The sequence below is a fragment of the Chloroherpetonaceae bacterium genome (assembly GCA_033763895.1).
Taxonomy (GTDB): Bacteria; Bacteroidota; Chlorobiia; order Chlorobiales; family Thermochlorobacteraceae; genus JANRJQ01.
Map to the genome: position 1 here is coordinate 189,194 of JANRJQ010000010.1, position 25,213 is coordinate 214,406.

The window sequence follows — 25,213 nt, forward strand, 5'->3', positions numbered from 1 at the left end:
AAAAACTCGAAAATTATTCCCTAAAATTGAAAAGTATGACTCATTCAAAGTACACTAATAAACTTAAGGACGAGAAAAGTCCATATCTCTTGCAACATGCTCATAACCCTGTGGATTGGTTTCCTTGGGGAGATGAAGCCTTTCAGAAGGCGGAGCAAGAAAACAAACCAATTTTTCTTTCTATAGGCTATTCAACCTGTCATTGGTGTCATGTGATGGAGCATGAATCTTTTGAAAATGAAAAAACGGCTGAAATTCTCAACCGTTCGTTTGTATCAATTAAGCTTGACCGAGAGGAAAGGCCGGATTTAGACCGTGTGTACATGTCCTACATTCAGGCATCGACGGGAAGTGGCGGTTGGCCAATGTCTGTATGGCTGACTCCAGAACGAAAACCTTTTTTTGGAGGAACATACTTTCCGCCGAATGACCGCTATGGACGGCCGGGTTTCAATTCATTATTAAAAAAAATCGCTGAAAGCTGGAGTCGTGATGAAAGTAATATTCGTTCAGTTGCGGATAGAGCAACGGCTCAATTATTGAAGTTTGCAACTCAAATTGCTTCTTCAGACAGTATAAATCTTACACCAGAGGTTTTCGAAAAAGCAGCAAAGCAATTCATAAGCCAATTTGATGGGGAGTGGGGCGGATATGGCGGTGCCCCAAAGTTTCCAAGGCCCTCCGTGCTCAATTTTATGCTGAACTATGCCCATACTACAGGCGATATGAATGCATTGAATAGTGCGCTTTTTACACTGAAGAAGATGGCAGAAGGGGGAATGCATGATTTGATTTCTGTTCAAGGGAAAGGTGGTGGCGGATTCGCGCGATACTCCACAGATAAGTTTTGGCATGTTCCTCATTTCGAAAAAATGCTCTATGACAATGCTCAACTTGCTTCAACTTATCTTGATGCCTTTCTACTCACGAAAGAAGAACAGTTTAAATCCGTAGCGGAAGATATTTTTAATTATGTTCTCTGTGATATGCGCGATTCCGTTACAGGTGGTTTTTATTCCGCTGAAGATGCCGATAGTTTACCCTCCCACGATTCTTCTCATAAAACTGAGGGAGCATTTTATGTTTGGGAACAAGATGAAATCGATCAAATTTTAGGAGAAAAAAACAGTGAAATATTTTCTTATGTATTTGGTGTAAAGCCCTCAGGAAATGCCCCAAGCGACCCACATAACGAATTCGTTCTCAAAAATATTTTGATTCGACGCGTTTCGGATGAAGAAGCAGCAAAACGGTTTTCGCTTACCATTGACGAGATAAAATCAATACTCTTACACTCAATCGAACGGCTTTACTCTGAACGTTTGAAACGCCCAAAACCGCATCTTGACGATAAAATTCTGACTTCGTGGAACGGGCTCATGATTTCAGCTCTTGCAAAGGGTTTTGCTGTGCTTGGAAAAGAGGAATACAAAAATGCAGCAACAAAAGCAGCGGATTTCATTCTCTCCAAGATGGTGGATGAAAACCAAAAAAACTTGAAACGCAGATACAGAGAAGGTGAATCAGCGATCAATGGAATGGCGGATGATTACTCCAATTTCATTCAAGCATTATTAGACTTATATGAAGTGACTTTTGATGCAAGATATTTTCTTTCCGCAATTTCATTAAGTGAATCAATGATAAACCTTTTTTACGACAATGAATTAGGAGGATTTTTCAACTCTTCTTCCGAAAACACCGATGTGCTGTTTCATCTCAAAGAAGATCACGATGGTGCAGAACCTTCCCCAAATTCAGTTGCAATTCTTAATTTTTTACGGCTTTCTTCAATGACAGATCGAGAAGATTTTAAAGATGTTGCAGAAAAAACGATTTTGTATTTCACTCCTCTTATACAGAAATCACCAAGCTATATTCCTCAAATGTTGATTGCGCTTCAATTTCATTTGTCAAAATCGGTGCAACTCATATTCACGGGAGATCGCAAGGATGAAACATTTAAAGAACTACACAAACAAGTCTTCAAAAGATTTTTGCCCAATAAAATATTGTTGAGAGCAGATAGCGAATCTGTTAAAGGGTATCCCTTTTTGAAAACGCTCATTGATGACCAATTGAAAGGCGAACCGCGTGCATATTTATGCGTTGATTACGCTTGCCAATTGCCAACGTCAAATCCACAAGAATTGAATCAGAAATTACAAGAAATAAGTATTTGACTTTTTATTGATGAATGCAAACAAATATTTATCAATCATATTTAAAGAGCCATTATAAGACTTTTCTGTTTTTGCTTACCCTTTTGTTTTTAATTGCATTTCCTAGTGGTCAAGTGTTTGCGCAGATAGAGTCTTTCAAAAAAAAAGCGGATAGTCTTCTTTTGGTTTTGCCCAAAATCAAATACATCGAGCGGGTCGATGCTTTGAATCAAGTTGCCGAATACTTAAGATTTTATTCCACCGATTCATCAGTAAGTTTCGCAAACGAGGCGCTTCAATTAGCTGATTCTATTGGATATAAAAAGGGAATTGCTGATGCAAAATTATGGATAGGTTATGGGTTCGATCATGAAGCAAAATATGATTTAGCGTTTGACTACGAATCTCAGGCCCTTCGTATTTACCAAGAATTGAATGATAAACGAGGCTTGGCAATGGCCAATAATTTGATTGGACTCATATTCAGACGCCAAGAAAAAATTGACCAGTCAAGAAACTATATCTTGGAATCTTTGAAGTATTACGAAGAATTGGGTGATGAGGAAAATGTAGCGGTTATTGAGGTAAACATTGGAATTCTCAAGCAAAAAGAAAAAAAATATGAGGAAGCACTTCCTTATATGCAAAAAGCTCTCCCAACTTTGAGAAAATATAACCGAGTCGATTTCATTGGAGGGTGTTTGTTTTACATCGGTGAAACCTATGAATATCTATCAAAATATGATTCAGCGTCTTTCTATTACAGATCCTGTATTCAATATTCAATTGAATCCAATAATCGCAGGTTTATTGCAACAGTCTCCTACAAGTATGGGAGGTTGTTGCTTACTCTGAAAAAAAATAAAGAAGCGAAAGAAATTGCAGAATTAGGGCTTAAAGCATCCCAAGAAGGCGGTTTTCAAAATGAAAAGAAAAATATGTTCGAACTCTTTTCAAAAATCTATTCTTTGGAAGAAAACTTTGAGAAGGCGTTGTATTACTATCAGAGTTATGCAACTCTTAACGATTCCATCATAAAATCATCAACAGGTAGCAATATTCAAAACCTCCAATTAAAACTTGAAAACGAACGCAAGCAAGCTGAATTTGATCGATTAAAGGCGGAAAGCAATCAAAGGAAGTTTTTTCTTTATAGTCTTATCATTCTTCTTTCTTTTGGTGCTTTTACAATTGCTGTGCTAATTAATCGATTCAGAATTAAATCAAAGTCAGAAATTGAACTGCGCCAAAAAAATCTTCAAATTCAAAGAACACTACGAGAAGAGGAAGCTCTAAGAGTTGAAGCCGAACGACTAAGACATCGCGCAGAAGAGGCCAACAAAATTAAATCAGAATTTTTAGCGATTGCTGCGCATGATATTAAAAACCCAATTCAATCAATCTTGGGTTTTACGCAATTAATGCTGAATGAAAGCACTACAACCAAAGAGCAAAAAGAAGGGATAAACATTATTCGTAATGCAACAAACAGAATACTTGACCTTGTCAATAATCTGTTAAAAAGCGCAGAACTTGAAAACGAGCATCTACAGTTATCACTTACAGAAACAAATCTCAGTGATATTCTTAAGGCTGTGATTGAAGACAACTTGGCCTATGCGGCAACAAAATCAATTTCAATTGAAGTCCAAGTTGAAAATAACCTTTACTCAATCGCAGACCCCCTTTACATTCGTGATGTTTTTGAAAATCTTCTTTCTAATGCAATTAAGTATTCTCCGCTTGGAAAGAAAGTGATGGTTGTTGCATCCTTAAAGCAACCGGAAATGAATGAAAACAACCAAAAAATTCGAATTCAATTCGTTGATGAAGGGCTTGGGATTCGCCCTTCCGAAATGGAAAGGCTCTTTGGAAAATTCCAAAGACTTTCGGCCCGCCCCACCGGAGGAGAATCTTCAACAGGACTTGGTCTATCTATTGTGAAAAAAATCGTTGATCTCCATCACGCCAAAATTTGGGTAAAGTCGAAAGGGGAAGGAAGTGGATCGACATTTTTTCTTGAAATGAACGCCATTTCAATTCAAGAACCACCGGCGTAATAGCACCACCAAGCAATAAATTTTATTCCTTCACGCTTCGTTATTCTCTTGCCCTCTTGTTTTACAAACGAGAAGAGGCGAGTTCTCATTCTAAATTAGATTTCGATTATATGAAGGTTGCCATTTTTGGGGGTGGTGTCGCAGGTCTTACTGCTGCTATCCACTTACTTGATAAAGGATTTCAAGTTGAAATTTTTGAAAAAAGATCTGTATTGGGTGGTAAAGTATCGGTATGGAAAGATAAAGACGGAGATAATATTGAATCCGGATTACATGTCGTTTTCGGTGGATATAAAGAACTTCAGCGAATCCTGAAACACATTGGTGCGGAAAATGCGATCGAATGGAAAGATCTCGCTTTAATCTATGCAGAGAAAAATGGAAGTAGAACATCTTTTGAAAAACAATCTCGATTCCCCAGCCCACTTGCTGAACTGATTGGAGGTCTTAAAACAAATGTAATTTCGCTGAGAGATAAGCTTTCTCTCATTTGGGGTCTCCTTCCATTAATATTAACTGGCAATGAAAAGTATTTCAGAAGTCAGGATGATTTAACTTACTCAGATTGGCACAAGCGACACGGCTGTACCGAGAATTCCCTTCAAAGACTTTGGCGACCCATTTCTCTTGCACTCAATTTCATTGAACCCAATGTTATTTCAGCGCGACCAATGGTTACTATCTTTAATTACTTCGGTCGGAATTATGAAGATGCGCGCTTTGCATTTTTTAGGAAAAACCCCGGCGAATCAATGATTGAGCCGATGAGAAACTATATTTTATCAAAAGGAGGAATCATTCATACAGGTTCAAAACTCACCGAGTTTAATCTCAATGAATCAGGTGAATTGGTTTCAGTGACCGTTTCAGGAAATAAATTAATCTCAGCCGATTTGTTCATTTCAGCACTACCGGTTCACAATCTGAAAAAACTCATCCCGCCACAATGGATAAACTATCCCTATTTCAAAAATCTTTTTCATTTTACGGGTAGTCCCGTAGCGAACTGCCAACTTTGGTTTGACATAAAAGTCACTGATGTCAACAATCTAATGTTTTCTCACGGTACCACTTACGCCACTTTCGCTGATGTCTCGATTACTTGCCCCGATGACTTTCAAAAAGGGCACGGCTCTGCAACAGGAGGAAGTGTTTTTAATCTTGTACTTGCACCTGCACATCACTTAATGGATTTGCCTAACGATGTCATTGTGGCGGATATCATGAAGGAATTACAGGTTCAATTTCCCCAGATAAAAAATGCAAAATTGTTGAAATCAACGATTGTGAAAATTCCTGAATCGGTGTATAAAGCTGTACCCGGTGTTGATAAATTTCGTCCTGACCAAGTTTCACCAATTAGTAATTTCTTTCTTGCCGGAGATTATACCTATCAAAACTATTTGGCCTCTATGGAAGGTGCCGCATTAAGTGGTAAACTTGTTGCGGAAAAAATCGAAGCAAAAGTGAAGAAGAAACATGCATTAAACATAGTCAGGGAATCAACAGAAGTGTAAAGATTTCTAAATTGAATTCAATAAACTAAAATTTCACTCGAAAATTTTAGATTTTTATGGTTTATGCTATTTTGATAGGTTAAAGATTCCTTAATAAATAATTTTTTATTCAATATGAGCACAGCACAGGTTGCTTCAAATGAGATTAACACCAACGGTAACGATAATAACGGAGCGATGATGACAGAAAATGTCAAAAAAGATTTATTTCAAAAATGTTACGAATTCACTGCGGCCGATGAAGCAAAATCGCTTGGCCTTTATCCCTATTTCAGACCTCTTGAAGAAAACGAAGGTCCCGTTGTGCGAATCGAAGGACGAGAAGTGATTATGGCTGGTTCGAACAATTACCTCGGACTTACGGCCGACCCTCGTGTAAAGGAAGCGGCCAAAAAAGCCATCGATAAATTCGGAACGAGTTGCTCAGGCTCCCGATACCTTACCGGAACAGTAAAGTTACACGTGGAACTTGAAGAAAAATTAGCCGAATTTTTTGAGACTGAAGCCTGTATGATCATCAGCACAGGCTTTCAAGCGGGTCAAGCAATTATACCTTCATTGGTTCAACGCGGCGAATATGTCATCAGCGACCGTGATAATCATGCCTGTATTGTTGTTGCCAATTTAATGGCCAGAGGAGCGACAGCAAACGTCGAGCGTTATAAACATAATGATATGCAAGACCTTGAGCGTGTTCTTGCTAAACTTCCACTTGAGGCTGCAAAACTTGTTGCAACAGATGGCGTCTTTTCAGTTTCAGGTGAAATTGTAAACTTGCCTGAATTGGTAAGGATTGCAAAAAAATACAATGCAAAAATAATGGTTGATGATGCCCACGCAGCAGGCGTCATTGGAAAAGGCGGAAGAGGGACTGCCTCAGAATTTAACTTGATTAAAGAAGTCGATATTACGATGGGGACTTTCTCGAAAAGTTTTGCCTCGCTTGGCGGATTTATTACCGGAAGTCGAGCAGTAATTAATTATATCCAACATCATGCACCTGCCTTAATCTTTAGCGCATCTCCCACTGCTGCAAGCGTCGCCGCGGCAATCAAGTCCTTGGAAATCATGCAAGCAGAGCCTGAGCGAATCGATCAACTTCTCAAAAATGCTGATCGTGTACGTCAAGGATTGAAATCCTTAGGCTTCAAATTATTAGATTCTCGAACAGCCATCGTTTCCGCAGTCATTGGTGATCACGAAAAAACCTTGCTTTTCTGGCGTAAACTTTATGACAATGGTGTTTTTGTCAATGCATTTGTAAGACCCGGTGTCATGCCCGGTCACGAAATGCTTCGTACCAGCTATATGTCTTCGCATGAAGAGTGGCATCTCGATAAGATTGTCAGCGAATTTGGGCGTATTGGAAAAGAATTAGATGTTATCTAATGTGCATTGTTATTATAGAGGCATCTTATCTCTAAGGTGCCTCTGTACTCTCCCTTTCATTTCATGATTTCAAATCCGAAACGATTATGTTCTCAAGCGTAAGGGCTGCATACAATGCCGCATTTAATGAAAGTCACTATCAAAATTTTGTGAATGAAATTCAAGCATACTCTGAAAATAGACTTGACTTTCGATTGTGCGAAACACCCCTGTTTCTAACCACTGAACTATCCGATATGCTTGTCGTCGCTGCCGACGAAGTTCTTTCACAATGTTTCTTGCCTGATATTCTCCAGAAATGCCAAAATGCAGTGAGTCACAATCATTTTGTTCCTAATTGCGATCATCATCCGCAATTTGTTCAAATTGACTTTGCAATATGTAAAGATGAAAATGGTAATTTTTTCCCTCAACTCATTGAATTGCAAGGATTCCCAACCGTTTATGCCTTCCAACATTTACTTGATATTGCCACGCAAAACCATCTTCCGATCCCAAAAGGATTTACAACTTATTACAGTGGCTTAGATAGAGATTCGTTCGTTACGCTTTTCAAGAAAGTTTTATTAGGTGATGAATCTCCTGAACAAACAATATTATTGGAAATAGAACCTGAAAAGCAGAAAACTCGAATTGATTTTTTTTGTACCGAAAAGTTAACCGGTGTAAAAACAGTTTGCTTAACTAAAATCAAAAAAAGGGGAAGGAAACTATATTACGTTCTTGAAGGAAAGGAAATCCCGGTCAACCGCATCTACAACCGTGTAATTTTTGATGAGTTGTATAAAAAAGAAGATTTGAAAATCGAATTCGATTATCGTGAGGATGTTGATGTCACTTGGAGAAATCACCCGAATTGGTTCTTTAGAATCAGTAAATACTGCTTGCCCCTTCTCAAGACTCACTTTGCTCCAAAAGCAATGTTCCTTTCTGAAATAAATGAATATCCTAAAGATCTAGATAACTTTGTCTTGAAACCGCTGTTCTCATTTTCGGGAGGCGGTGTGGTGGTGGATGTAATAAAAGAAATTTTAGATCATGTAAAAGATCGTCAGAACCACATTTTACAGAGAAAGGTGGAATATGCCCCACTTATCCTCTGTCCTGATGGCACTTATACCAAAGCCGAAGTTAGGATGATGTACTTGTGGGATGAAAAACCCATATTGGTCAATAATCTTGCAAGAATGAGCAAAGGAAAATTAATGGGCGCTTCTTACAATAAACAAACAACTTGGGCAGGTTCAGGAATTGCATATCATCCTATTTAATTAAAGGTCTATGTAGAAGTATTGGTTGCATCCAAAGTGGCCCGTGTTTCCCATCGGCCTATCTAATTTCTTGAACCCAAATTTTTGATAAAGTTTCTGCGCTTGTTCCATTTGAGTTAAAGTTTCTAGATAACAGCCCTTAAACCCAAATGAACGGGCTTCATCCAATGCCCTGCGAATCAAAAGTGAGCCAAATCCCTTCCCTCGAATTTCTCTGTAGAAATACATTTTTTTGAGTTCACATATAGTCTCAGCCGCGCCTTGGAGCGGAGCAATACCGCCCCCGCCTAAAATGAGTTCCGTTTGAGGATTTTCAATAACCCAATTGCGAGACCGTGGAAGCTGATAAGTTTCATACATTTCATCGACTTCTTTATCCATAATCGCAAACCCCGAGCCAATCGCACCAAATTCTGGCATCACTGTACGAATAAGTTTTGCAACTTTGGGGTTATCAAATATTTCAATTTGTCGAATCACCATCTTTAAGCCGCATCCTCGGAAGTCTTTGGTTTTTCAAATTCATCATATTGCTCTCGTCGCACATTTCCGCCTAAAGCTTTGAGTTTAGCTTCTATTTTTTCGTACCCTCGGTCAAGGTGATAGATCCGCAAAACTTCTGTAGTTCCTTGAGCAACAAGACCGGCTAAAATCAAACTTGCAGAAGCTCTTAAATCTGTTGACATAACCTTTGCGCCCTTCAATTTTTTTACCCCAGAAACAATTGCCGTGTTCCCTTTGATTTCAATGGATGCACCAAGTCTGTTTAGCTCAGGAACTTGCTTAAACCGCTCAGAATAGATATGGTCAATAATTTTTGATTTCCCATTGGCTTGTGTCATCAAAGCAGTCCACTGCGCTTGCATATCCGTTGGGAACTTGGGAAATGGCTTGGCTTCAATATTGACAGCTTCAAGAATTTTTGGGGCTTGAAGTTCAATCGAGTTCTCCGTCGATTTAATGGTGCAACCAGTTGCTTCAAGTTTTTTTAGAATTGAAGTAAGATCTTTATGGTCAACTTCTGTAAGCTTAATCTTGCCGTGAGTAATAGCCGCTGCTGTTAAGAGTGTACCTGCTTCAATTCTGTCACATAAGTTTTCAAATCGAACTGAATAAAGTTCCCTTACACCTTCAATTTCAAGTGTTGTCGTTCCAATCCCATCAATTTTTGCGCCCATCATCACAAGCATCTTGCAAAGCGCGGTGATTTCAGGCTCAATCGCAGCATTCGTAAATCGGCTGTTGCCTTTTGCCAATACAGCAGCCATAATTCCATTTCCTGTTGCACCGACGGAAGACACCTTAAAGTGAAACGATCCACCAGTTAAATTCTTTTTCTTCGATTTTGCAACAACATAACCATCTTCAAGTTCAATGTTGGCACCTAAAGCCTTCATCACCTCCAAATGTAAATCCACTGGGCGTGGGCCAAAGGCGCATCCACCGGGAAGCGACACACGCGCTTTCCCGAATCTACCAAGCATCGGTCCTAAAACATAAATTGAAGCACGCATTTGCTTAACCAATTCATAAGGTGCCTCATAATGAGAGATGTTTGCAGCTGAAACAGTCATCGTATGTGACTCATAGTCAACACGAGCTCCGATAATTCTTAGCAAATTTGAAAGCGTATGCACATCACGTAAATCAGGAACCCGACTTAACACGGTTTTTCCGGATGCAGGGAGAAGCGTGGCTGCCATTAATGCTAATGCAGTATTTTTTGAACCCGATACGCTTACACTACCCGTTAAAGTAGTGCCGCCTTTAATGACAAGTTTTTCCATTGTTTTATGAAAAAGTTAAAATCTTAAATCTTTAGAAGTAAAGGAAAATCTATAACTCATTGAAATCATAGATGAAACAAACCTTAATGCTCAATGTATATTGAACCGAAAATAATTACAATCCAAAATAAAATAAGGAGTGTAATTCACTTGGTAACTTTTTCAACTCAATTTTTTCATAGGGATTGACTTTCGTTTTGTTGCAATTTTAATTGCAGTTCAATGGTTTCGGAAAACTGATTTAACCGATTCAAAAAAAAATTATTTTATCGTTTCTTATCCGAAATCCGTTGTTCTTTCGTTCGTTTCTGGCTATGTTAGAGTATGAAGTTCAGTAAGATTGAGTTAATGAAAACCGTGCCGAATGAATTATGATTTCGCAAGGAGAAAGGCAAGAATATGTTGATATTACTTTCAATTGGAACCCGCAAAAAGAAGCATACTCCTAAAAAGAGAGCTACGAAAGCGATTGAAACAACCTCGAAAGGAAAAAAAGATCGCGGTGAAGAAATAAAGCAAAAAAATACAGAGCCCAAAAGAGCTACCAAATCAAAGCTCGCATTGATTAGTTCAGGTAAGAAAGATTCTTCGAAAGAAAAGAAAGAAAAATTAATAACCGGTAAATCAGTGCCGGTGAAGCCCATTTCATTGAAGGACGCTGTAGAAAGCCTAAACCAACCAAAGAAGTTAACGAAACAAGCGATGGTTGCTTCAAAGAGTGAAACGCTGAACAAGCAAAAAACAATCGAACCGGCAATTCCAACTCCATTACCGGATGTTGACTTTGAGTCACTTGTTCCTATCACTGATGATGATCTTTCGATTGTCACTTCAGAAAAGCCTGTTTCAAATCGAATTACCCGTTCAGAAATTGAAAGACAATTGGATTTTCAAAAAGAAGCGATGATTCATATCGACGCATTATACAATTTTGCTGTCCGAATGACCGGTGACCCTGAAGATGCCAATGACCTTGTCCAAGAAACCTATATGAAAGCTTATCGTTTCTTTGACTCCTTTGAAAAAGGAACGAACTGCAAAGCGTGGCTGTTTAGAATCCTTAAGAATAGCTACATCAATAAGTATCGGAAAGAATCCAAAGAGCCTGATAAAGTCGACTACGACGATATAAAGGACTTCTATCATACTGTTAAGCACAGTTCGCTCGATTCTAACGATATGCAAGAACAGATGTTTGGGGAGCTCTTAGATGATGAGGTCTCTCGTGCCTTGCAAAACTTGCCCGATGATTTCAAAGAAGTGGTTCAATTGTGTGACATTGAAGGATTTACCTATGAAGAAATTGCAAATATGGTTGATTGTCCAATTGGAACAGTTCGCTCGAGGCTTCATAGAGGAAGAAAAATCTTGCGTGAAAAGCTTATTGATTACGCCCAGCAACACGGTTATAAAATTAATCCGGAAGAGTGGGATTGATTTTCTCTCAATTGCATCGTTAGTCAAGTTAAGTTTGATTGATTCAATTCAATCTTCTTTTTCGAAATCAATATTTAATTCAATTACTCGGTTGGTTTTCCGACCAACCTCTTCTTTTTCTGTGCAAAACCTTATGAAGCAAAAGTTTACGGCGCAGAAATTGTTAATATTAGACTATAAATCGGAGTAGTACATCGTGGATTGTAAAACAGCCCAAAATCTTATATCGGCAGCCGTTGATGGGGAACTCGACCCTAAAACTATGAATGAGTTCCTACAAGCAATAGAATTGTGCGAAGATTGCAAAGCAGAGTTTCTTGCACAAAAGGAAACGAAAGCCCTCATTCAAGCTAAGCTGAAATACATGAAGGCGCCCCAAAGTTTAATTGATGGTATTAAGCGCCAAATTGCTGAGAAAGCTAATACAAGTAATCAAACACCAAAAGATTCATTTTCAAAAAAAATCAAAGAACCCAAGTTTTCCTCATCAAACAAAGAAAAAAAGCAAGTTGAAAATATCATTGTTAGAAAGTATAGCAATGTTGATATAAATGAAAACACATCAGGTGAAGCGATTCTCTCCGGGCAATATGCGTTTTCAAACGACACATCCTTTGGCTTAAAAAATAAAATTTCAGAGTGGTTGTTTATAAATCCTAATTTGAACAATCGTTATAATACCTATTTCGCTACCGGTTTAGCAGTGACGGTTCTCGCTATGCTTTTATTCGCTGCATTTTCGCGAAACCATCAAGCAGTTCTGATAGATAATACAAGTGTTTCAATTGAATCTACACCCAATATTTATGAGTTGACCAAGCAGGCGTTTTCTCAAACGGTTCTTCATCGGCCGGATTTAATGACCGATGAGCCTCAAGTCATTGAAAATTTTTTAACGAAGCATCTTCGAACCTATACACCAGTTCCCATTGTTAAAGGGTTTCTCCCTCATAGTGTAAGGCTTACAGCGTTTAAAGAAATCAATGCAGGAGAAATCACTTATGTTGATGAAAAAAACAAAAACCACATTATCGTATATGTGATTTCCAGCTTGGATGATCATCATAATCTTTTGATACCAAGTGAAATCAGAGAATTAATCTCCACCGACCATCGATATTTTTATTCATCAAATGAATCTGGAAAGTCTGGCATAGTAATTTGGCAATGGGGGAATGCGGTCTATTCAGCTACATCTGAAAAAGAAAATCATGATTTGACAAGTCTTGTTAGAAATCCAAATTGGTAAGTGATAAATCTCATAAAAAAAGGCGCATTAAGCGCCTTTTTTTATCAAAACATACAAGTAATTCCTCTCATACCTTACTTGACCTCAACATGAGACACTTGATCTTCAGTTTTCCTCACCTGATTTTTAAACATCCTCAAAAAATCTAACCGATCCTTAACCTTTTCCATTGGAACAACCAACTTCTGCTTATCCATAATGGCATCTTTTCGATGATGATAAGTAATATCATATTCATCGCTCATAACAATCGCTTCTTCTGGGCAAACTTCCTCACAATAACCACAATAAATGCAACGAAGCATATTAATTTCAAACGATATGGGATGTCTTTCTTGAGGTAGGTCTGTTTCATTGGCTTGCATACTAATCGCCATCGGAGGACAAACCCTTGCGCATAAGCCACAAGCAACACAACGCTCACCGGTTTTATCCTCTCTTTCAACCAATACCGGACGACCTCTAAAAAAGCCGGGAGGTTTCCATTTTACTTCAGGATACTCTGTCGTAAATGTCGGTTTAAACATTTGCTTAAATGTCCAAGCCATCCCTTTTAAAATGGCAGGGAGATACAACCTTTCTAAAAACGAAAGCTTTGTTCGTTTGATGGGTGGATTTGATGACTGCATACTACTGAATAAATTTTTAGCTTTTAGAAACCTTTTCAGTTGACTTTTTTTCTTTTTCTTTAGGCTTCGCTGAAGCAGATTTTTTTGATTCTGTTTTTTGTTCCGTACAAGTAGCTTTTTGTGAAGCGGTTTCAGATGTGGATTCTTCGCAGCAAGAAGTTTCGCAAGATTTTTCTTTTGCTGTATTGGTGCTTGCTGAAGTTTCTTTTGAAGCTGCTTTTGGTTTTGCTTCTTGTGCAAAACAAAGCGTATTTACGCCGGCAAAGAGTAACCCAAAGAATAAGAGTTTTTTCATTGTTTGTTTGATAAAAAGTTATAAAACTTAATATACAGAAGTCTAAACACTTGATTGAAAATTTAATTACTCTTCAACAATGCCTCAAAGATTTGAATTTGACCCAGAACAGTTAAAAGCTATTGAAAATTGGGATCAGTGCCTTTGGGTTCAAGCCCCTGTTGGGACCGGTAAAACAGAAGTGCTGACTGCACGAATAATAAAAGCCATAGAAGAAGGAATTAACCCTTCTAAAATATTATCAATATCATTTACGAACAAGGCTGCAAAGAATATTCAAAGGAGAGTAAGTGAACGAGTCCCGCACTCATCAAATGCGTTGGTAATCACGACGTTTCACGCACTCTGTTCTTCAATTTTAAGAAAAGAGTCGTATCACATCGGGTTTAATCCGGAGTTCACCATTCTCGATGAAGAGGAAATTAAGGATTTATTATGGCGAACAGCAATTCATTTTGGAATTCTGATCCCTACCGAAAAGGCACATCGAAGAGAATTTCAAAAAGTGTTGCTTGGGTTTATTAATTCCATTAATCCTAATTTCTTAAACGCTGAAGAATACTCTGAAAAGGAAATTGAATCATATCTCCTAAAGCTTTTCCAGTCAAGTTTGAACTTTGCAAGACTGCCGAAGCTAAACTTGAATCAGAACTTTTTTCTGAAAGAGCTTTATCAAAGTTACAATCGATACAAATCTCAAGCACAAGCACTTGACTTTAATGATTTGGTCAATTATGTGACATTCCTATTTAATAAAAATGATGATACTATTTCAAATTGGCGTGATGCTTTTGAGTGGATTCAAGTTGATGAAATGCAGGACACCTCACTCAAGGAGTATGAGGTTCTAAAGTTCTTGGCGAATTCTACAAAAAGATTGTCGCTGTTTGGGGATCCAGATCAAACCATTTATGAATGGAGAGGCTCACAACCCCTTCAAATTAAAGAAGCGTTTCAAAAGGATTTTGAACCGGTTCTTAATCTTCAATTTATTCGAAACTACCGTTCTACATCGACGATTCTTAAAGCCTGCTCAGCATTGATTGGGTATAATAATGATTCTCAAACCAAGGAAATGGTTACTGATGAAAATAAAAAGGGAGAAAAGATTAAAGTCATTATTGGGGAAAACGAAACAGATGAGTATTACAAAATAGCCAAAGAAATTGTTCGATTGAATCATGAAGAAAGGGTTCCCTTCGGCAGTATTGCTTTACTTGTAAGAACAAATTTTACCGGGGCGATGCTGTCGAATAAATTAAATGAAGTAGGAATTCCTCATTATCTAATTGATGAGTATAAGTTTTTTCGACGTCTTGAAATCAAAGATGCCTTAGCATATTTAAGAATCCTCATAAACCCATTTGATATTCAAAGTCTGAAAAGAATTGTTAAGGAACTTCCCAATGGAATTGGAAAGGCAACACTCAAAAAGATTCAGTCTTTGCCAAGAGAGTGGGGGCTTCGGTTAACTGATTTTATTGATGAAAGAACCCACAACAATCCAGACCTCTATGCCAAGCTCTTTGAAAATTTAGACGCCGGTGAGGTGGTAATACTTGATACTGAAACAACCGGATTGAATCCAAATAAAGACGAAGTTTTGGAGGTGTGTGCAGTTCGGGTAAAAAGAAGTGAAGGAAAAATTCTACCCGTAGAGCATTATTGTGTGCTCATACAACCTGAAAATGGTTTAGTTGAGGGAATCCACGGTATAAGTGAGGAAGAGATGACTGCTAAGGGAATTTCTAAATTGAAAGCCTTCCAAGAATTAGAGAAATTTGTGGGCAACTCAATAATTGTTGGGCATAACATCCTGTTTGATATTAAAATGCTTAATTCAGAATTTACTAAGACAACAGGATCTTCATTTGAACTTGAGCGGTGCTATGACACACTTTCACTAACAAGACATTTTTATAAACTGCTTGGTTATAAACTTGAAAATCTTACTGTTGAATTAAACCTTACGAAGCGAAAATCTCATAGAGCATACGAAGATTGCCTAACCACGGTTGAACTATTAGAAAAGTTGGTAGAGAAAATTCAAAAATATCAATCAGAGCGAATTCAGTTTTTGAATGAGGTGAAACCAAAATTTTTATGGCTGTCGAACCAAATCAGCATTTGGAAAAAGGAAATGTATAATCTTCGACCCGCCCAATTGCTTGAAAAAATTATTTATGAATCAGGACTGTGGGAATTCTACGAAAGAAAACGAAAATACAATCAGCATCGAGAGGCGATAATGAAAGAGGAAGGATCTACAGAATCTATAAATATTGATGAAAGTGTGGATGAAGTTGAAATTGAGATAAATGACCCAAGAGTATCTCGAAGACTTGGTAACCTCAAAGAACTTGTTGATATCTTCTCAAAATACGACAATCAAAATCTCAAACCGGTTGATTCTTTAATTGAATTGGTTACGCTTACACACTTGGGCAATGGTGATGAACGCTTTTTAGGTATTGATGAAAAAGTGATGTTGATTACCGCGCATCAATCGAAGGGCTTAGAGTTTAATACAGTTTTTATCGTTTCATCTGTTCAAGGGGAATATCCATCTTGGAAGAGTATCAAAGAAAATAGGTTAAGTGAGGAAAGAAGATTGTTTTATGTTGCGATGACAAGAGCGAAAGAACGCTTATATATTTCGTTTTCAAAACGATACAATGAAAAAATTCAAGAACCCTCACAATTTCTAAGTGAACTACCTATTGACCTATTAGAACGGATGTAAAAAAAGGCTGCTTGAATCGCAGCCTTTTCATTATTCATTGGTTACTTTGCGTAAGCTACAGAACGGGTTTCTCGTACGACTGTAATTTTAATTTGACCGGGGTATTGCACGGTTTGCATAATTCGATTTGCAATATCCTTAGCTAAGAATTCCGATTGGGTATCATTGACTTTTTCTCCTTCAACAATCACTCGAATTTCCCTCCCTGCTTGTAAGGCGTAAGTTTTCGTGACACCCGGAAATTGACGCGCAATTTCTTCAAGGCTTTCCAAACGTTTGATATACCCTTCTGCTGTGATGGCACCTCGCGCTCCGGGTCTTGCGCCTGAAATTACATTGGCAGCATCCACAATATCTGATATTGGATACTCTTTAGGGATTTCACCGTGATGAGAACCAATCGCATTCAAAACAACTGGATGTTCCTTAAATTTCTTTAAGTATTCCATACCTGATAACGCATGTGATGTTTCCGGTTCATCAAGCATCTTTCCAATATCATGAAGTAATCCGGCGCGTTTAGCCAATTTTGAATCCAACTTCAACTCCGCGGCCATTAACCCGGCTAAGACGGCCACTTCATGAGAGTGCTTTAAAAGATTCTGCCCAAAATAAGATCTGAATTTCATCTTCCCAATGAGCTTTATGATATCAGGGTGTAAGTTTGTAACTCCGAGCGTAGAAACTGTTTCTTCACCTGTTGAGATGATAATTTCATCAATATCTTTTAAGGCGGCTTGATAGCTCTTTTCGATTGAACCGGGGTGAATAACGCCATCGGTTAATAGCCTTTGAAGTGTCAGTTTTGCGGTTTCTCTCCGAATCGGGTCGAAGCAAGAAAGAATCACAACCTCCGGGGTATCATCAACGATTATATCAACGCCGGTGGTATTTTCAAAAGCTTTGATGTTTCTGCCTTCTCGGCCAATGATTCTTCCTTTCAATTCATCATTTTGAAGATGAATCGTTGTGATCGCATTCTCAGCCGCTTGATCAAGCGAGGTTCGTTCAATTGCCGATAGGATAACTTTCTCTGCAATCTTTCCGGAATTTTCTTGAGCTTCTTTTTGAATAAGTTCCAAAGAAGTTTGAGCCTCTTGTTTCGCCTTGGAAATCATATTGTCAATAAGCATTGCTTTTGCATCATCGGCATTCAAGTTGCTAATGCTTTCGAGCCTTTTGTTTTGCTCTGCGATTAAATTCCCATACTCCAGAGTTTTTTGATCAAGAATTTGTGACTTGTTCTGTAAATCTTTTTGTTGTTGTTCTACCGCGCGTTCTCTTTTTTGAAGTTGCTCGGCTCTTTTATTAAGAAGTTCTTCTTTTGACTGTACTTGTTTTTGAAGTTGTGCCAATCGATTATTCTTTGCTTGAAGTTCAGACTCGAATTCGCGTTTTTTGCGTTTCCACTCTTCATTAACTTCGTCAAGTTTGGCCGTTGTCTGAGCTTGAGCCTCACGCTGAGCATCTTGTATAATTTGAACGGCCCGCTCTTCTGCTTCAAGGGTTTTTGATGTCCCTAATCGATCAAGAAGAAATCGACCGATAAAACCTCCAGCCATTAAACCAAAAAAAAGAAACAATAGTGCAATGACCGCGTTTAGTGCAAAATTGATAGCAAAATCCATAATTAAAGTGTCATTAAATCGTTAACAAACTTTGGGAAGTTTGATGAAAAAAAAGTTGAATAAATAAAAAATAAAAAAAAATCCGCACGTAAAACCTCCGGGCTGTGTCAGGTCAAATGGATCCAGACCTAACACGGTGGGTGCGTCCTTCATATCTCATGCTTCCACTGAGGCGAGTATTTCCCACTTCAAACGAATCCTCAATCTTCGTTGAAAAATAGCTCCCTGCCTGAATTAACCCTGAGGTGAAGTTAGGCCGAGGCCTGCGTTCGATACAAAGAGATGAGCTCCCTAAGGCTTAATTTATAGACCATTTTTCTTAAGCACAACCCGATGATTTTGGTGCGGATAAACGCGCAAAAATCGTGCTTCTTTACCATACTTATGGTAAAGGAAAGTTTTCAAAGAACTAAATTATTAAGAAAAAAATATAGATTTCAATTGCCTTTGTTCAAATAACTTAAGGAATTGTCCAATAAGGAATTAAACTCTTTCAAAGTAGATTCATTCTCAGTAAAAAGTTCGGTGTAAACCAAATTTTTTTCAGCGAGATGAAGAGCCACTAAAAAGGCTATTTTTTGAAGATTGAGATCAGGCATATGTTGTCGATAATCCTGAATTAATCGATTGACCTCACGAGCTGCCTGTTCTGTCTTAAGTTTTTCTTCAGTTCGAAGAGGAAACTCTTCATTTGCAATCTTTATTCGTATCGATTCCAACTCATTCCTCCAGATAAATTTCCTCTAACTTTCCTCTAACTCATCCTCTATTGTGGCTAAAATCATCCTTAATTGATTCTGCAAAGTCAATTTTTCATCAAGACTAAGAAAACAACCTGACTCTAATTTTCTTAATAATTTCTCATTTTGCTCAATCAAGAACATCCTTTCTGATTCAAGTGAATTTTCTCGATTCCTAATCTGAAGAATTTCATTCTGCAAACTAAGAATTATTTCTGTTTCTTGGTCCTTAACACTTTTGAAGGAAGAAATTTCTTTTTCCAACTTTAAGATTTTTTCCTTGAGTGCAAGCTCATTTCCAATAAATAACGATTCTTTTTCAGAAAGCTTTTGGCTCAAAAAATCAGAAGTTTCACGAGTTTTTTGATACTGAGTCTCTAAAAAATGCTTTTCTTGTAACGCTTTACCTAGATCATTAATCGCAATCTTCAATTCAACCTTTGTATTATTTAGTTCTTCTTCAGTAGCGTTAAGGAGCCGTGAATATTCAATTGTTTTTTGGTTTATTTCTTTCTTAAGAGAATCTATCGTTGCATTTAAATCAGAATTAAGAATTTCAGCTGATTTTAGGAAGTTCGACTTTTTTTCAAGTTCATCGGAAGTATCACTTAATAAATGTTCATTGATTGAAAGTTGTTCCTCAAGAACTTTTACTTTTTGATTTGTCGAGATTTCTAATTGAAAATAATCTTCGCGTAAACCAGCAAACTTTACTTTAAGTTCTTCAAGTTCTTTACGAAGAGTGTCTCTTTCGATTTTCCAAGCAACTGTATTCTTGGTAAGTTCCTCCTGAATTGAAATTGCAATACCAGAAAGTTTAATCAATTTTGATCTTACGGAGTTTTTGAGTGAAGTTGATTCTTCAAATAAACTAATCTCCGTTGTTTCAAAATTTTGATGTGAAAGAGATGATTTCTTCATTTTAATCTCGATTCGCTTGATACTTAAACTTAAAAAAACGAATCACCCATAGGCAGCAAAGAACAATTTAGTTTGAAAAAAGTAGCAGAATGAAATATTAAGACCTCAATTCTGCATTAAACTCTTTACACACCAACTCTACAACTTTTTCAGTGACTTGATTAACTGCCTCATCGGTAAGCGTATTCAAGTAACTGACAACCTTTATCGAGAAAGCAATGCTTTTTTTGTTATTCATCAAAGTCTTTTCATCTTCGTAAACATCAAAAATAGAAACATCCTCAATCGATTCATTTGCTTCTCGAATCTTCCGGAGAATCTCTTCGGATTTTGTCTCTCTAGGAAAGAAAAATGCCAAATCACGAATAACCGCCGGAAACTTTGAAGGTTCCTGATAATGACGTTTCAAATCAGAAAAACGTTGAAGCAAATCAACATCGAACAATGCAATAAAAACAGGCTGATCGATGTCGTAACGCTTTAAGATGTCAGACTCTATACGATACAAACGACCAAAATTATCTTCAAAATTTAATTGACCTTCTCGAATCAGTTTCAGTTGTAAAGCATTTGCAGTATAAGGAATAAAAGTTGCTTTTTCAAGCAGACGAAGTTTTCGCAAGAATGCCTCTACAACACCTTTTAGATCAAAAAAATCCACCTCACCCGATTGAGAATCCCAATTTTGAATTTTACTTTCTCCGGTGATTAGAAATGCCAAAGCAGAGTTTTCACGATATCCTTTTACAAGTGATGCAGATGTAAAGTTATCTTCATTTTCAAAAACATGAGCCAGTTCAAAGAGTCTTAAATTTTTATTTCCTCTATTCAAATTATGTTGAACAATTTTCAAAAGAGAGGGAATTAATGATGGCCTCATTGCAGCCATTTCCTCACTAATAGGATTGAGGGTTTTTACATAAAAATCTGAAAACAACTTTGCCTCTTCTTCTTTTAGAAGGGGATTTGTTAGTACTTCCTTAAACCCAAAACCAACCATTATTTCGCGTAGGTTTCTCTCAAAAAGCGTGCTCAAATCGCGAGACTGGGGGAATGAGGCTTTGAGATAAGGAGCTGGTGTAATTTGATCATAACCATAAAGTCGAGCAATTTCTTCAATGATATCGGCCTCTTGAAAAATATCAACCCGATATGATGGAACAGTCACTCTTAAATGTTGGTTATGAAGCAACTCGGCTGAAAATCCATTATGATTCAAGAGTTGAAGAGACAAATTCACATCAATATTTACTCCTAATAGTTCTTGAACTCTCGAAAATGGGAATTCAATAATAGTGTCAGAATTTTTCAGTGCATTTGATTCATAAGCGCCAACAATGGTTCCTCCTGCTATTTCTAAAATTAACCTACTCGCGAATTGAGCGGCATATTGTACATTTTTTGGGTCAGTTCCGCGTTCAAAACGGTAAGATGAATCAGAAGAGATTCCGGTTATCTTCGCTGCCTTTCTAATTTTTGAAGGATTGAAATAAGCGGCTTCAAGCAATAGTCGTTTCGTCGAAGAAGTAATTTCGGAGTTTTCCCCCCCCATCACTCCACCTATAGCAACAGGTTTGGTTGCATCACAAATCATCACCATTTCAGGATGAATCACTCGGGTCTTCCCATCAAGTGTTACAAAGTGTGATGTAATATCACTCCGTACGAGAATTCTTTCTTCTGAAAGAGAATCAAGATCAAAAGCATGCAATGGTTGGCCGATGCTTAATAAAACATAATTGGTGATATCAACAATGTTATTGATAGGCCTTAGACCAACATTTTTCAAAAGGGTTTGAAGCCAAACCGGAGAAGGTTTTACTTCAAAACCCTCAATGATGACCGCTGTGTACAATGGGCAACCTTCAAGATCCTGAACAACAACTTTTTCAGAAGGAACAAAATTGAGAGACTGGGTATCAGGCATTTTAACAGCATGTATTCCCATTAATTCACGAGCGACCCCAAGATGAGACAGTACATCAGGTCTATTGGGTGTCATTGAGATTTCGAAAATGGTATCGCTTTGAATGTATGCGGAAAGGGGTTGACCAACTTCGTAATGATTTGGCAAAATCATAATCCCATCATGATTGTCAGACAATCCAAGTTCGTCTTCAGCACAAATCATTCCTTCGGAGATTTCGCCGCGGATTTTAGCTTTTTTGAGCTTTATTTTTTCTCCTGATTTGAAAGTGAGCTCTGTTCCAACTAAAGCAACGGGTACGATTTGCCCCACAGCAACATTCGATGCCCCACAAACAATAGTAAGGAATTGATTATTATTTAAGCCAACATCGACACCGCAAATCGATAGTTTTTCAGCATTTGGATGTTTAACACATGTAATAATTTTCCCAACCACTACGCCATCTAGATTTCCACCTCGCGTTTCTATTTTTTCAACTTCGATTCCGAGTAATGTTAATTTGCGCTCTATTTCGTTAACAGAGAGCGAAAGCTTGGGAAGAAAGGACTTAAGCCAATTCAAAGAAATAATCATGCCATTCAGATGTATAGAGTTAATGACAAACAAAAAAAGCCTTGTCTAAGACAAGGCTTGTTGTGACCCCAACGGGATTCGAACCCGTCCCGCCACCTTGAAAGGGTGGTGACCTAACCGCTAGTCGATGGGGCCTCTTTTTTAGTAAAGACCGAATACATCAAAAATATTTAATAAATGAGTACTCGAAAAAAGTCTGCAAATCTACAATGCTTTAAGTGAAAAACAAGAACTTTTGAAAAATATTTTTTTTGTAGAAAAGAATCTCTAAGTTCATAAAGAAAAATGTGAAATTGAAAAACTCCCGACTACCATCTTTCGTTGAAGTCCTTCAAACGGACTCATTATTGTAAAGAAGTTATTGAAATGGACCATACGCAAGAAAATAAAGATTCAGAACAATTTGGTAGTGACTCTGAAAATAGGATAAACACCAATTTGCCATACACAACCGCCTTGAATGAACCAACAAATTTTATAGTTCTAACCGCAGAAGAACAGCGAATTGAACGACTGAAGAAACCATTTTGGCAAAGAATCGACGAGCAAAAATATTGGCTTCATATCACGCTTTTCCTCATAACCATCCTAACGACATCGATTTCCGGCGCGTTTTGGGTTAATAAAGAAGTTGATTTTAGAGTTGAAACTTGGGAGAACATTCTATATGGCCTTCCATATAGCATTTGTTTACTATTGATTTTAACCTCTCATGAATTTGGACATTTCTTCGCAACTGTTCATCATGCGGTAAGAGCGTCGTTGCCTTTTTTTATCCCAATGCCACCTATACCGATTCTCTTGAACATTGGTACCTTTGGCGCGATGATTCGTACTCGAGAAAGAATTCATGACTCTGATAGCCTTTTCGATATTGGCGTCTATGGCCCACTTGCAGGATTTGTGGTTGCTTTCTTCATACTCTTACTTGGCTTTATAAGCATCCCATCAATCGATTATATCTACCAAATCCATCCTGAATACCGCTCTCTCGGTGGAATTCCAGAACTCTCAGGATCTATTTTGGTAGGTAAAAATTTATTGTACTGGATTTTAGAAAAAATTTTCTATAGTGAAGATTTACCTCCAATGACTGAAATGTACCATTATCCTTTACTCTTTGCCGGTTGGCTTGGATGCTTTGTAACAGCGTTGAATTTACTACCAATTGGACAGCTTGATGGGGGACATATCATCTATGCAATGTTTGGTGAAAAAAAGCAAGAGCAAATTGCCAAAGTCTTTTTGGTAATTATTATTGTTTTAGGGCTTCCATCTTTTTTAGAACTTATTTCCGCGCTCGGGTTTTATGCTTTTGACATCCCTTTTAATGGATTTGAATATCCTTTTTGGGTAAGGGAATATTCTTGGGCCAGTTGGATGATTTGGGCATTGATTTTATATCGCTTTATAGGTATTAAACACCCACCTGTCTTAATTGAGAAGCCACTGAATACAAATCGAATGATTATTGGGTGGGTCAGTATTGTTGTTTTTATTCTTTGTTTTACTCCAGTTCCTTTTTCTCAAGTGCCATAATTATGAATTGGAAAACCATCGCATTTTTCGTTTTTTCTCTTGTATTACTAGGGGTTTTGGGTGTTTATACGCAGCATCAACTTGCGATACATGATGGACTTTACAAGGAGTATTATTTTACTGGCGAATTGAGGTCTGAAGTTGAGTATAAGGCGGGTAGGCCTCACGGAGTTGCTAAGATTTACTTTAAAAATGGGGTTATGAAACGAATAGCGAACTTTCGAGATGGGATGCAAGAGGGTGAAACAAAAAATTATTATGAAAATGGTGTATTAATGTCTGAAGAAGTCTATGAAAGTAGTATGCTAATAGGGATTGCAAAGTATTATACAGCCGATGGTAAAATTCAATGGGAAGCAGAATATCAAAAAGGTAGAATTATTCCCGGAACAAGAAAAGTCTATCAATAAATTGTATTTCGCTCGAAGGCTGAGGGTTCTATGATTTGGAACTGTCGAGATTACCAAGTTGATCTTCGTAACCCAATTGTAATGGGAATTTTGAATATAACGCCCGATTCATTTTCAGACGGTGGAAAATTTTTCAGAAGTGGTAGTGACGAGGGTTCTTACGAAATTGATGTAAACCAAGTGCTTGATATTGCTCATCAAATGATTCAGGATGGAGCACAAATTATAGATGTTGGTGGGGAATCGACAAAGCCGGGAGCAAAGCCGATAGATACCAAAGAAGAGTTAAATCGGGTATTACCCGTAATTACCGCTTTGGCGAATGAGGTGTCGATACCGATTTCAGTTGATACATCCAAAGCAGAGGTAGCAGAAAAAGCATTAATTGCGGGTGCTGCAATCGTCAATGACATCTCTGGTTTTCGAAATGATTCTCAAATGTCAAATGTTTGTTTTTCATATAATGCAGGCGTTGTTTTAATGCACAGCACCGAGCTCCCGAAAGAAATGAAATGGAGTTATGAAATTTCTCAAGATGCTATGAACATCATTTCGAATGTGAAATCAGGACTTGCGTTATCGTTGACTCTTGCCGCTCAAATTGAAAAAAATCGAATCGTGCTTGATCCGGGGTTCGGGTTTTCAAAATCAACTGAATCAAACTTTCGAATTCTTAAAGGGCTTAGGTCTCTGAGTGATTTAGGATTTCCACTTCTGATTGGTCTTTCAAGAAAATCGTTTTTGGGAAGTGCAATTTCAGTTAAGCCGTTCGATATTCCTCCAAGTGAGCGAGACTATGCCACAACAGCAGCACATTTTTTCGCTTTGCAACAAGGCGTTAAAATTATAAGGTCACATCATGTTAAAGCAGCAAATGATGCAATCAAAGTATTTCGTAAGTTGAATGAAGTTACTTTGACTTGAGTATCTAAG

At 37.7% G+C, this 25,213-nt stretch carries 18 protein-coding genes and 1 tRNA gene; 11 read left to right on the forward strand and 8 right to left on the reverse strand.

Annotated elements, in window-relative coordinates:
• The first annotated feature begins 35 nt into the window (after nucleotides 1-35).
• The 5 genes from SFU91_08985 to SFU91_09005 all read left to right on the forward strand — a co-directional run bounded on the left by SFU91_08985 (nucleotide 36) and on the right by SFU91_09005 (nucleotide 8,399).
• Nucleotides 36-2,183: a thioredoxin domain-containing protein gene (locus SFU91_08985; GenBank protein ID MDX2129155.1), complete on the forward strand. Its 2,148-nt coding sequence runs from the start codon at nucleotides 36-38 to the stop codon at nucleotides 2,181-2,183.
• 113 nt (nucleotides 2,184-2,296) lie between these two features.
• A complete protein-coding gene (locus tag SFU91_08990; protein ID MDX2129156.1) occupies nucleotides 2,297-4,222 on the forward strand; it encodes a tetratricopeptide repeat-containing sensor histidine kinase in 1,926 nt (641 codons plus the stop codon).
• Nucleotides 4,223-4,332: 110 nt separating this feature from the next.
• On the forward strand, nucleotides 4,333-5,739 hold the full coding sequence (locus tag SFU91_08995) for an FAD-dependent oxidoreductase (protein ID MDX2129157.1): 1,407 nt from the start codon (nucleotides 4,333-4,335) through the stop codon (nucleotides 5,737-5,739).
• Nucleotides 5,740-5,919: 180 nt separating this feature from the next.
• Nucleotides 5,920-7,128: an aminotransferase class I/II-fold pyridoxal phosphate-dependent enzyme gene (locus SFU91_09000; GenBank protein MDX2129158.1), complete on the forward strand. Its 1,209-nt coding sequence runs from the start codon at nucleotides 5,920-5,922 to the stop codon at nucleotides 7,126-7,128.
• A gap of 86 nt (nucleotides 7,129-7,214) precedes the next feature.
• A complete protein-coding gene (locus SFU91_09005) occupies nucleotides 7,215-8,399 on the forward strand; it encodes a hypothetical protein (protein ID MDX2129159.1) in 1,185 nt (394 codons plus the stop codon).
• Here SFU91_09005 and SFU91_09010 read toward each other — a convergent pair whose 3' ends face one another.
• Both SFU91_09010 and murA read right to left on the reverse strand, forming a co-directional pair.
• A complete protein-coding gene (locus tag SFU91_09010; GenBank protein MDX2129160.1) occupies nucleotides 8,400-8,819 on the reverse strand; it encodes a GNAT family N-acetyltransferase in 420 nt (139 codons plus the stop codon).
• 65 nt (nucleotides 8,820-8,884) lie between these two features.
• Nucleotides 8,885-10,186 (reverse strand): UDP-N-acetylglucosamine 1-carboxyvinyltransferase, encoded by a 1,302-nt coding sequence (gene murA / locus SFU91_09015; GenBank protein ID MDX2129161.1) that lies wholly within the window; start codon nucleotides 10,184-10,186, stop codon nucleotides 8,885-8,887.
• A 399-nt stretch (nucleotides 10,187-10,585) separates the two neighbouring features.
• Here murA and SFU91_09020 point away from each other — a divergent pair, with 399 nt between their 5' ends.
• On the forward strand, nucleotides 10,586-11,623 hold the full coding sequence (locus tag SFU91_09020) for a sigma-70 family RNA polymerase sigma factor (protein MDX2129162.1): 1,038 nt from the start codon (nucleotides 10,586-10,588) through the stop codon (nucleotides 11,621-11,623).
• A gap of 196 nt (nucleotides 11,624-11,819) precedes the next feature.
• Nucleotides 11,820-12,872: a zf-HC2 domain-containing protein gene (locus SFU91_09025; protein MDX2129163.1), complete on the forward strand. Its 1,053-nt coding sequence runs from the start codon at nucleotides 11,820-11,822 to the stop codon at nucleotides 12,870-12,872.
• 74 nt (nucleotides 12,873-12,946) lie between these two features.
• Here the strand turns inward: SFU91_09025 and SFU91_09030 are convergent, their stop codons facing one another.
• Both SFU91_09030 and SFU91_09035 read right to left on the reverse strand, forming a co-directional pair.
• Entirely contained in the window at nucleotides 12,947-13,501 is a 555-nt protein-coding gene (locus tag SFU91_09030; GenBank protein ID MDX2129164.1) for an NADH-quinone oxidoreductase subunit I, read from the reverse strand.
• A gap of 16 nt (nucleotides 13,502-13,517) precedes the next feature.
• Nucleotides 13,518-13,796: a hypothetical protein gene (locus SFU91_09035; GenBank protein MDX2129165.1), complete on the reverse strand. Its 279-nt coding sequence runs from the start codon at nucleotides 13,794-13,796 to the stop codon at nucleotides 13,518-13,520.
• 79 nt (nucleotides 13,797-13,875) lie between these two features.
• Between SFU91_09035 and SFU91_09040 the strand changes: the two genes are divergently transcribed.
• Complete coding sequence (locus SFU91_09040) at nucleotides 13,876-16,539, forward strand: 3'-5' exonuclease (protein MDX2129166.1); 2,664 nt, start codon at nucleotides 13,876-13,878, stop codon at nucleotides 16,537-16,539.
• Between the two features lie 41 nt (nucleotides 16,540-16,580).
• Here SFU91_09040 and rny read toward each other — a convergent pair whose 3' ends face one another.
• The 4 genes from rny to SFU91_09060 form a co-directional block, all read right to left on the reverse strand.
• Nucleotides 16,581-18,167 (reverse strand): ribonuclease Y, encoded by a 1,587-nt coding sequence (rny, locus tag SFU91_09045; protein MDX2129167.1) that lies wholly within the window; start codon nucleotides 18,165-18,167, stop codon nucleotides 16,581-16,583.
• 743 nt (nucleotides 18,168-18,910) lie between these two features.
• Entirely contained in the window at nucleotides 18,911-19,732 is an 822-nt protein-coding gene (locus SFU91_09050; protein ID MDX2129168.1) for a hypothetical protein, read from the reverse strand.
• Between the two features lie 193 nt (nucleotides 19,733-19,925).
• On the reverse strand, nucleotides 19,926-22,331 hold the full coding sequence (gene pheT / locus SFU91_09055; GenBank protein MDX2129169.1) for a phenylalanine--tRNA ligase subunit beta: 2,406 nt from the start codon (nucleotides 22,329-22,331) through the stop codon (nucleotides 19,926-19,928).
• Nucleotides 22,332-22,394: 63 nt separating this feature from the next.
• Nucleotides 22,395-22,466 (reverse strand) — tRNA-Glu (locus SFU91_09060).
• A 231-nt stretch (nucleotides 22,467-22,697) separates the two neighbouring features.
• Between SFU91_09060 and SFU91_09065 the strand changes: the two genes are divergently transcribed.
• From SFU91_09065 to folP, 3 genes are read left to right on the forward strand one after another with little or no spacing between them, the layout of a single operon-like run.
• Nucleotides 22,698-23,870, forward strand: coding sequence for a site-2 protease family protein (locus SFU91_09065; GenBank protein ID MDX2129170.1), 1,173 nt, complete (start codon nucleotides 22,698-22,700; stop codon nucleotides 23,868-23,870).
• Between the two features lie 2 nt (nucleotides 23,871-23,872).
• Nucleotides 23,873-24,280 (forward strand): hypothetical protein, encoded by a 408-nt coding sequence (locus tag SFU91_09070; GenBank protein MDX2129171.1) that lies wholly within the window; start codon nucleotides 23,873-23,875, stop codon nucleotides 24,278-24,280.
• A gap of 30 nt (nucleotides 24,281-24,310) precedes the next feature.
• Nucleotides 24,311-25,204, forward strand: a complete 894-nt coding sequence (gene folP / locus SFU91_09075) for a dihydropteroate synthase (protein MDX2129172.1) — start codon at nucleotides 24,311-24,313, stop codon at nucleotides 25,202-25,204.
• The last annotated feature ends 9 nt before the right edge of the window (nucleotides 25,205-25,213 follow it).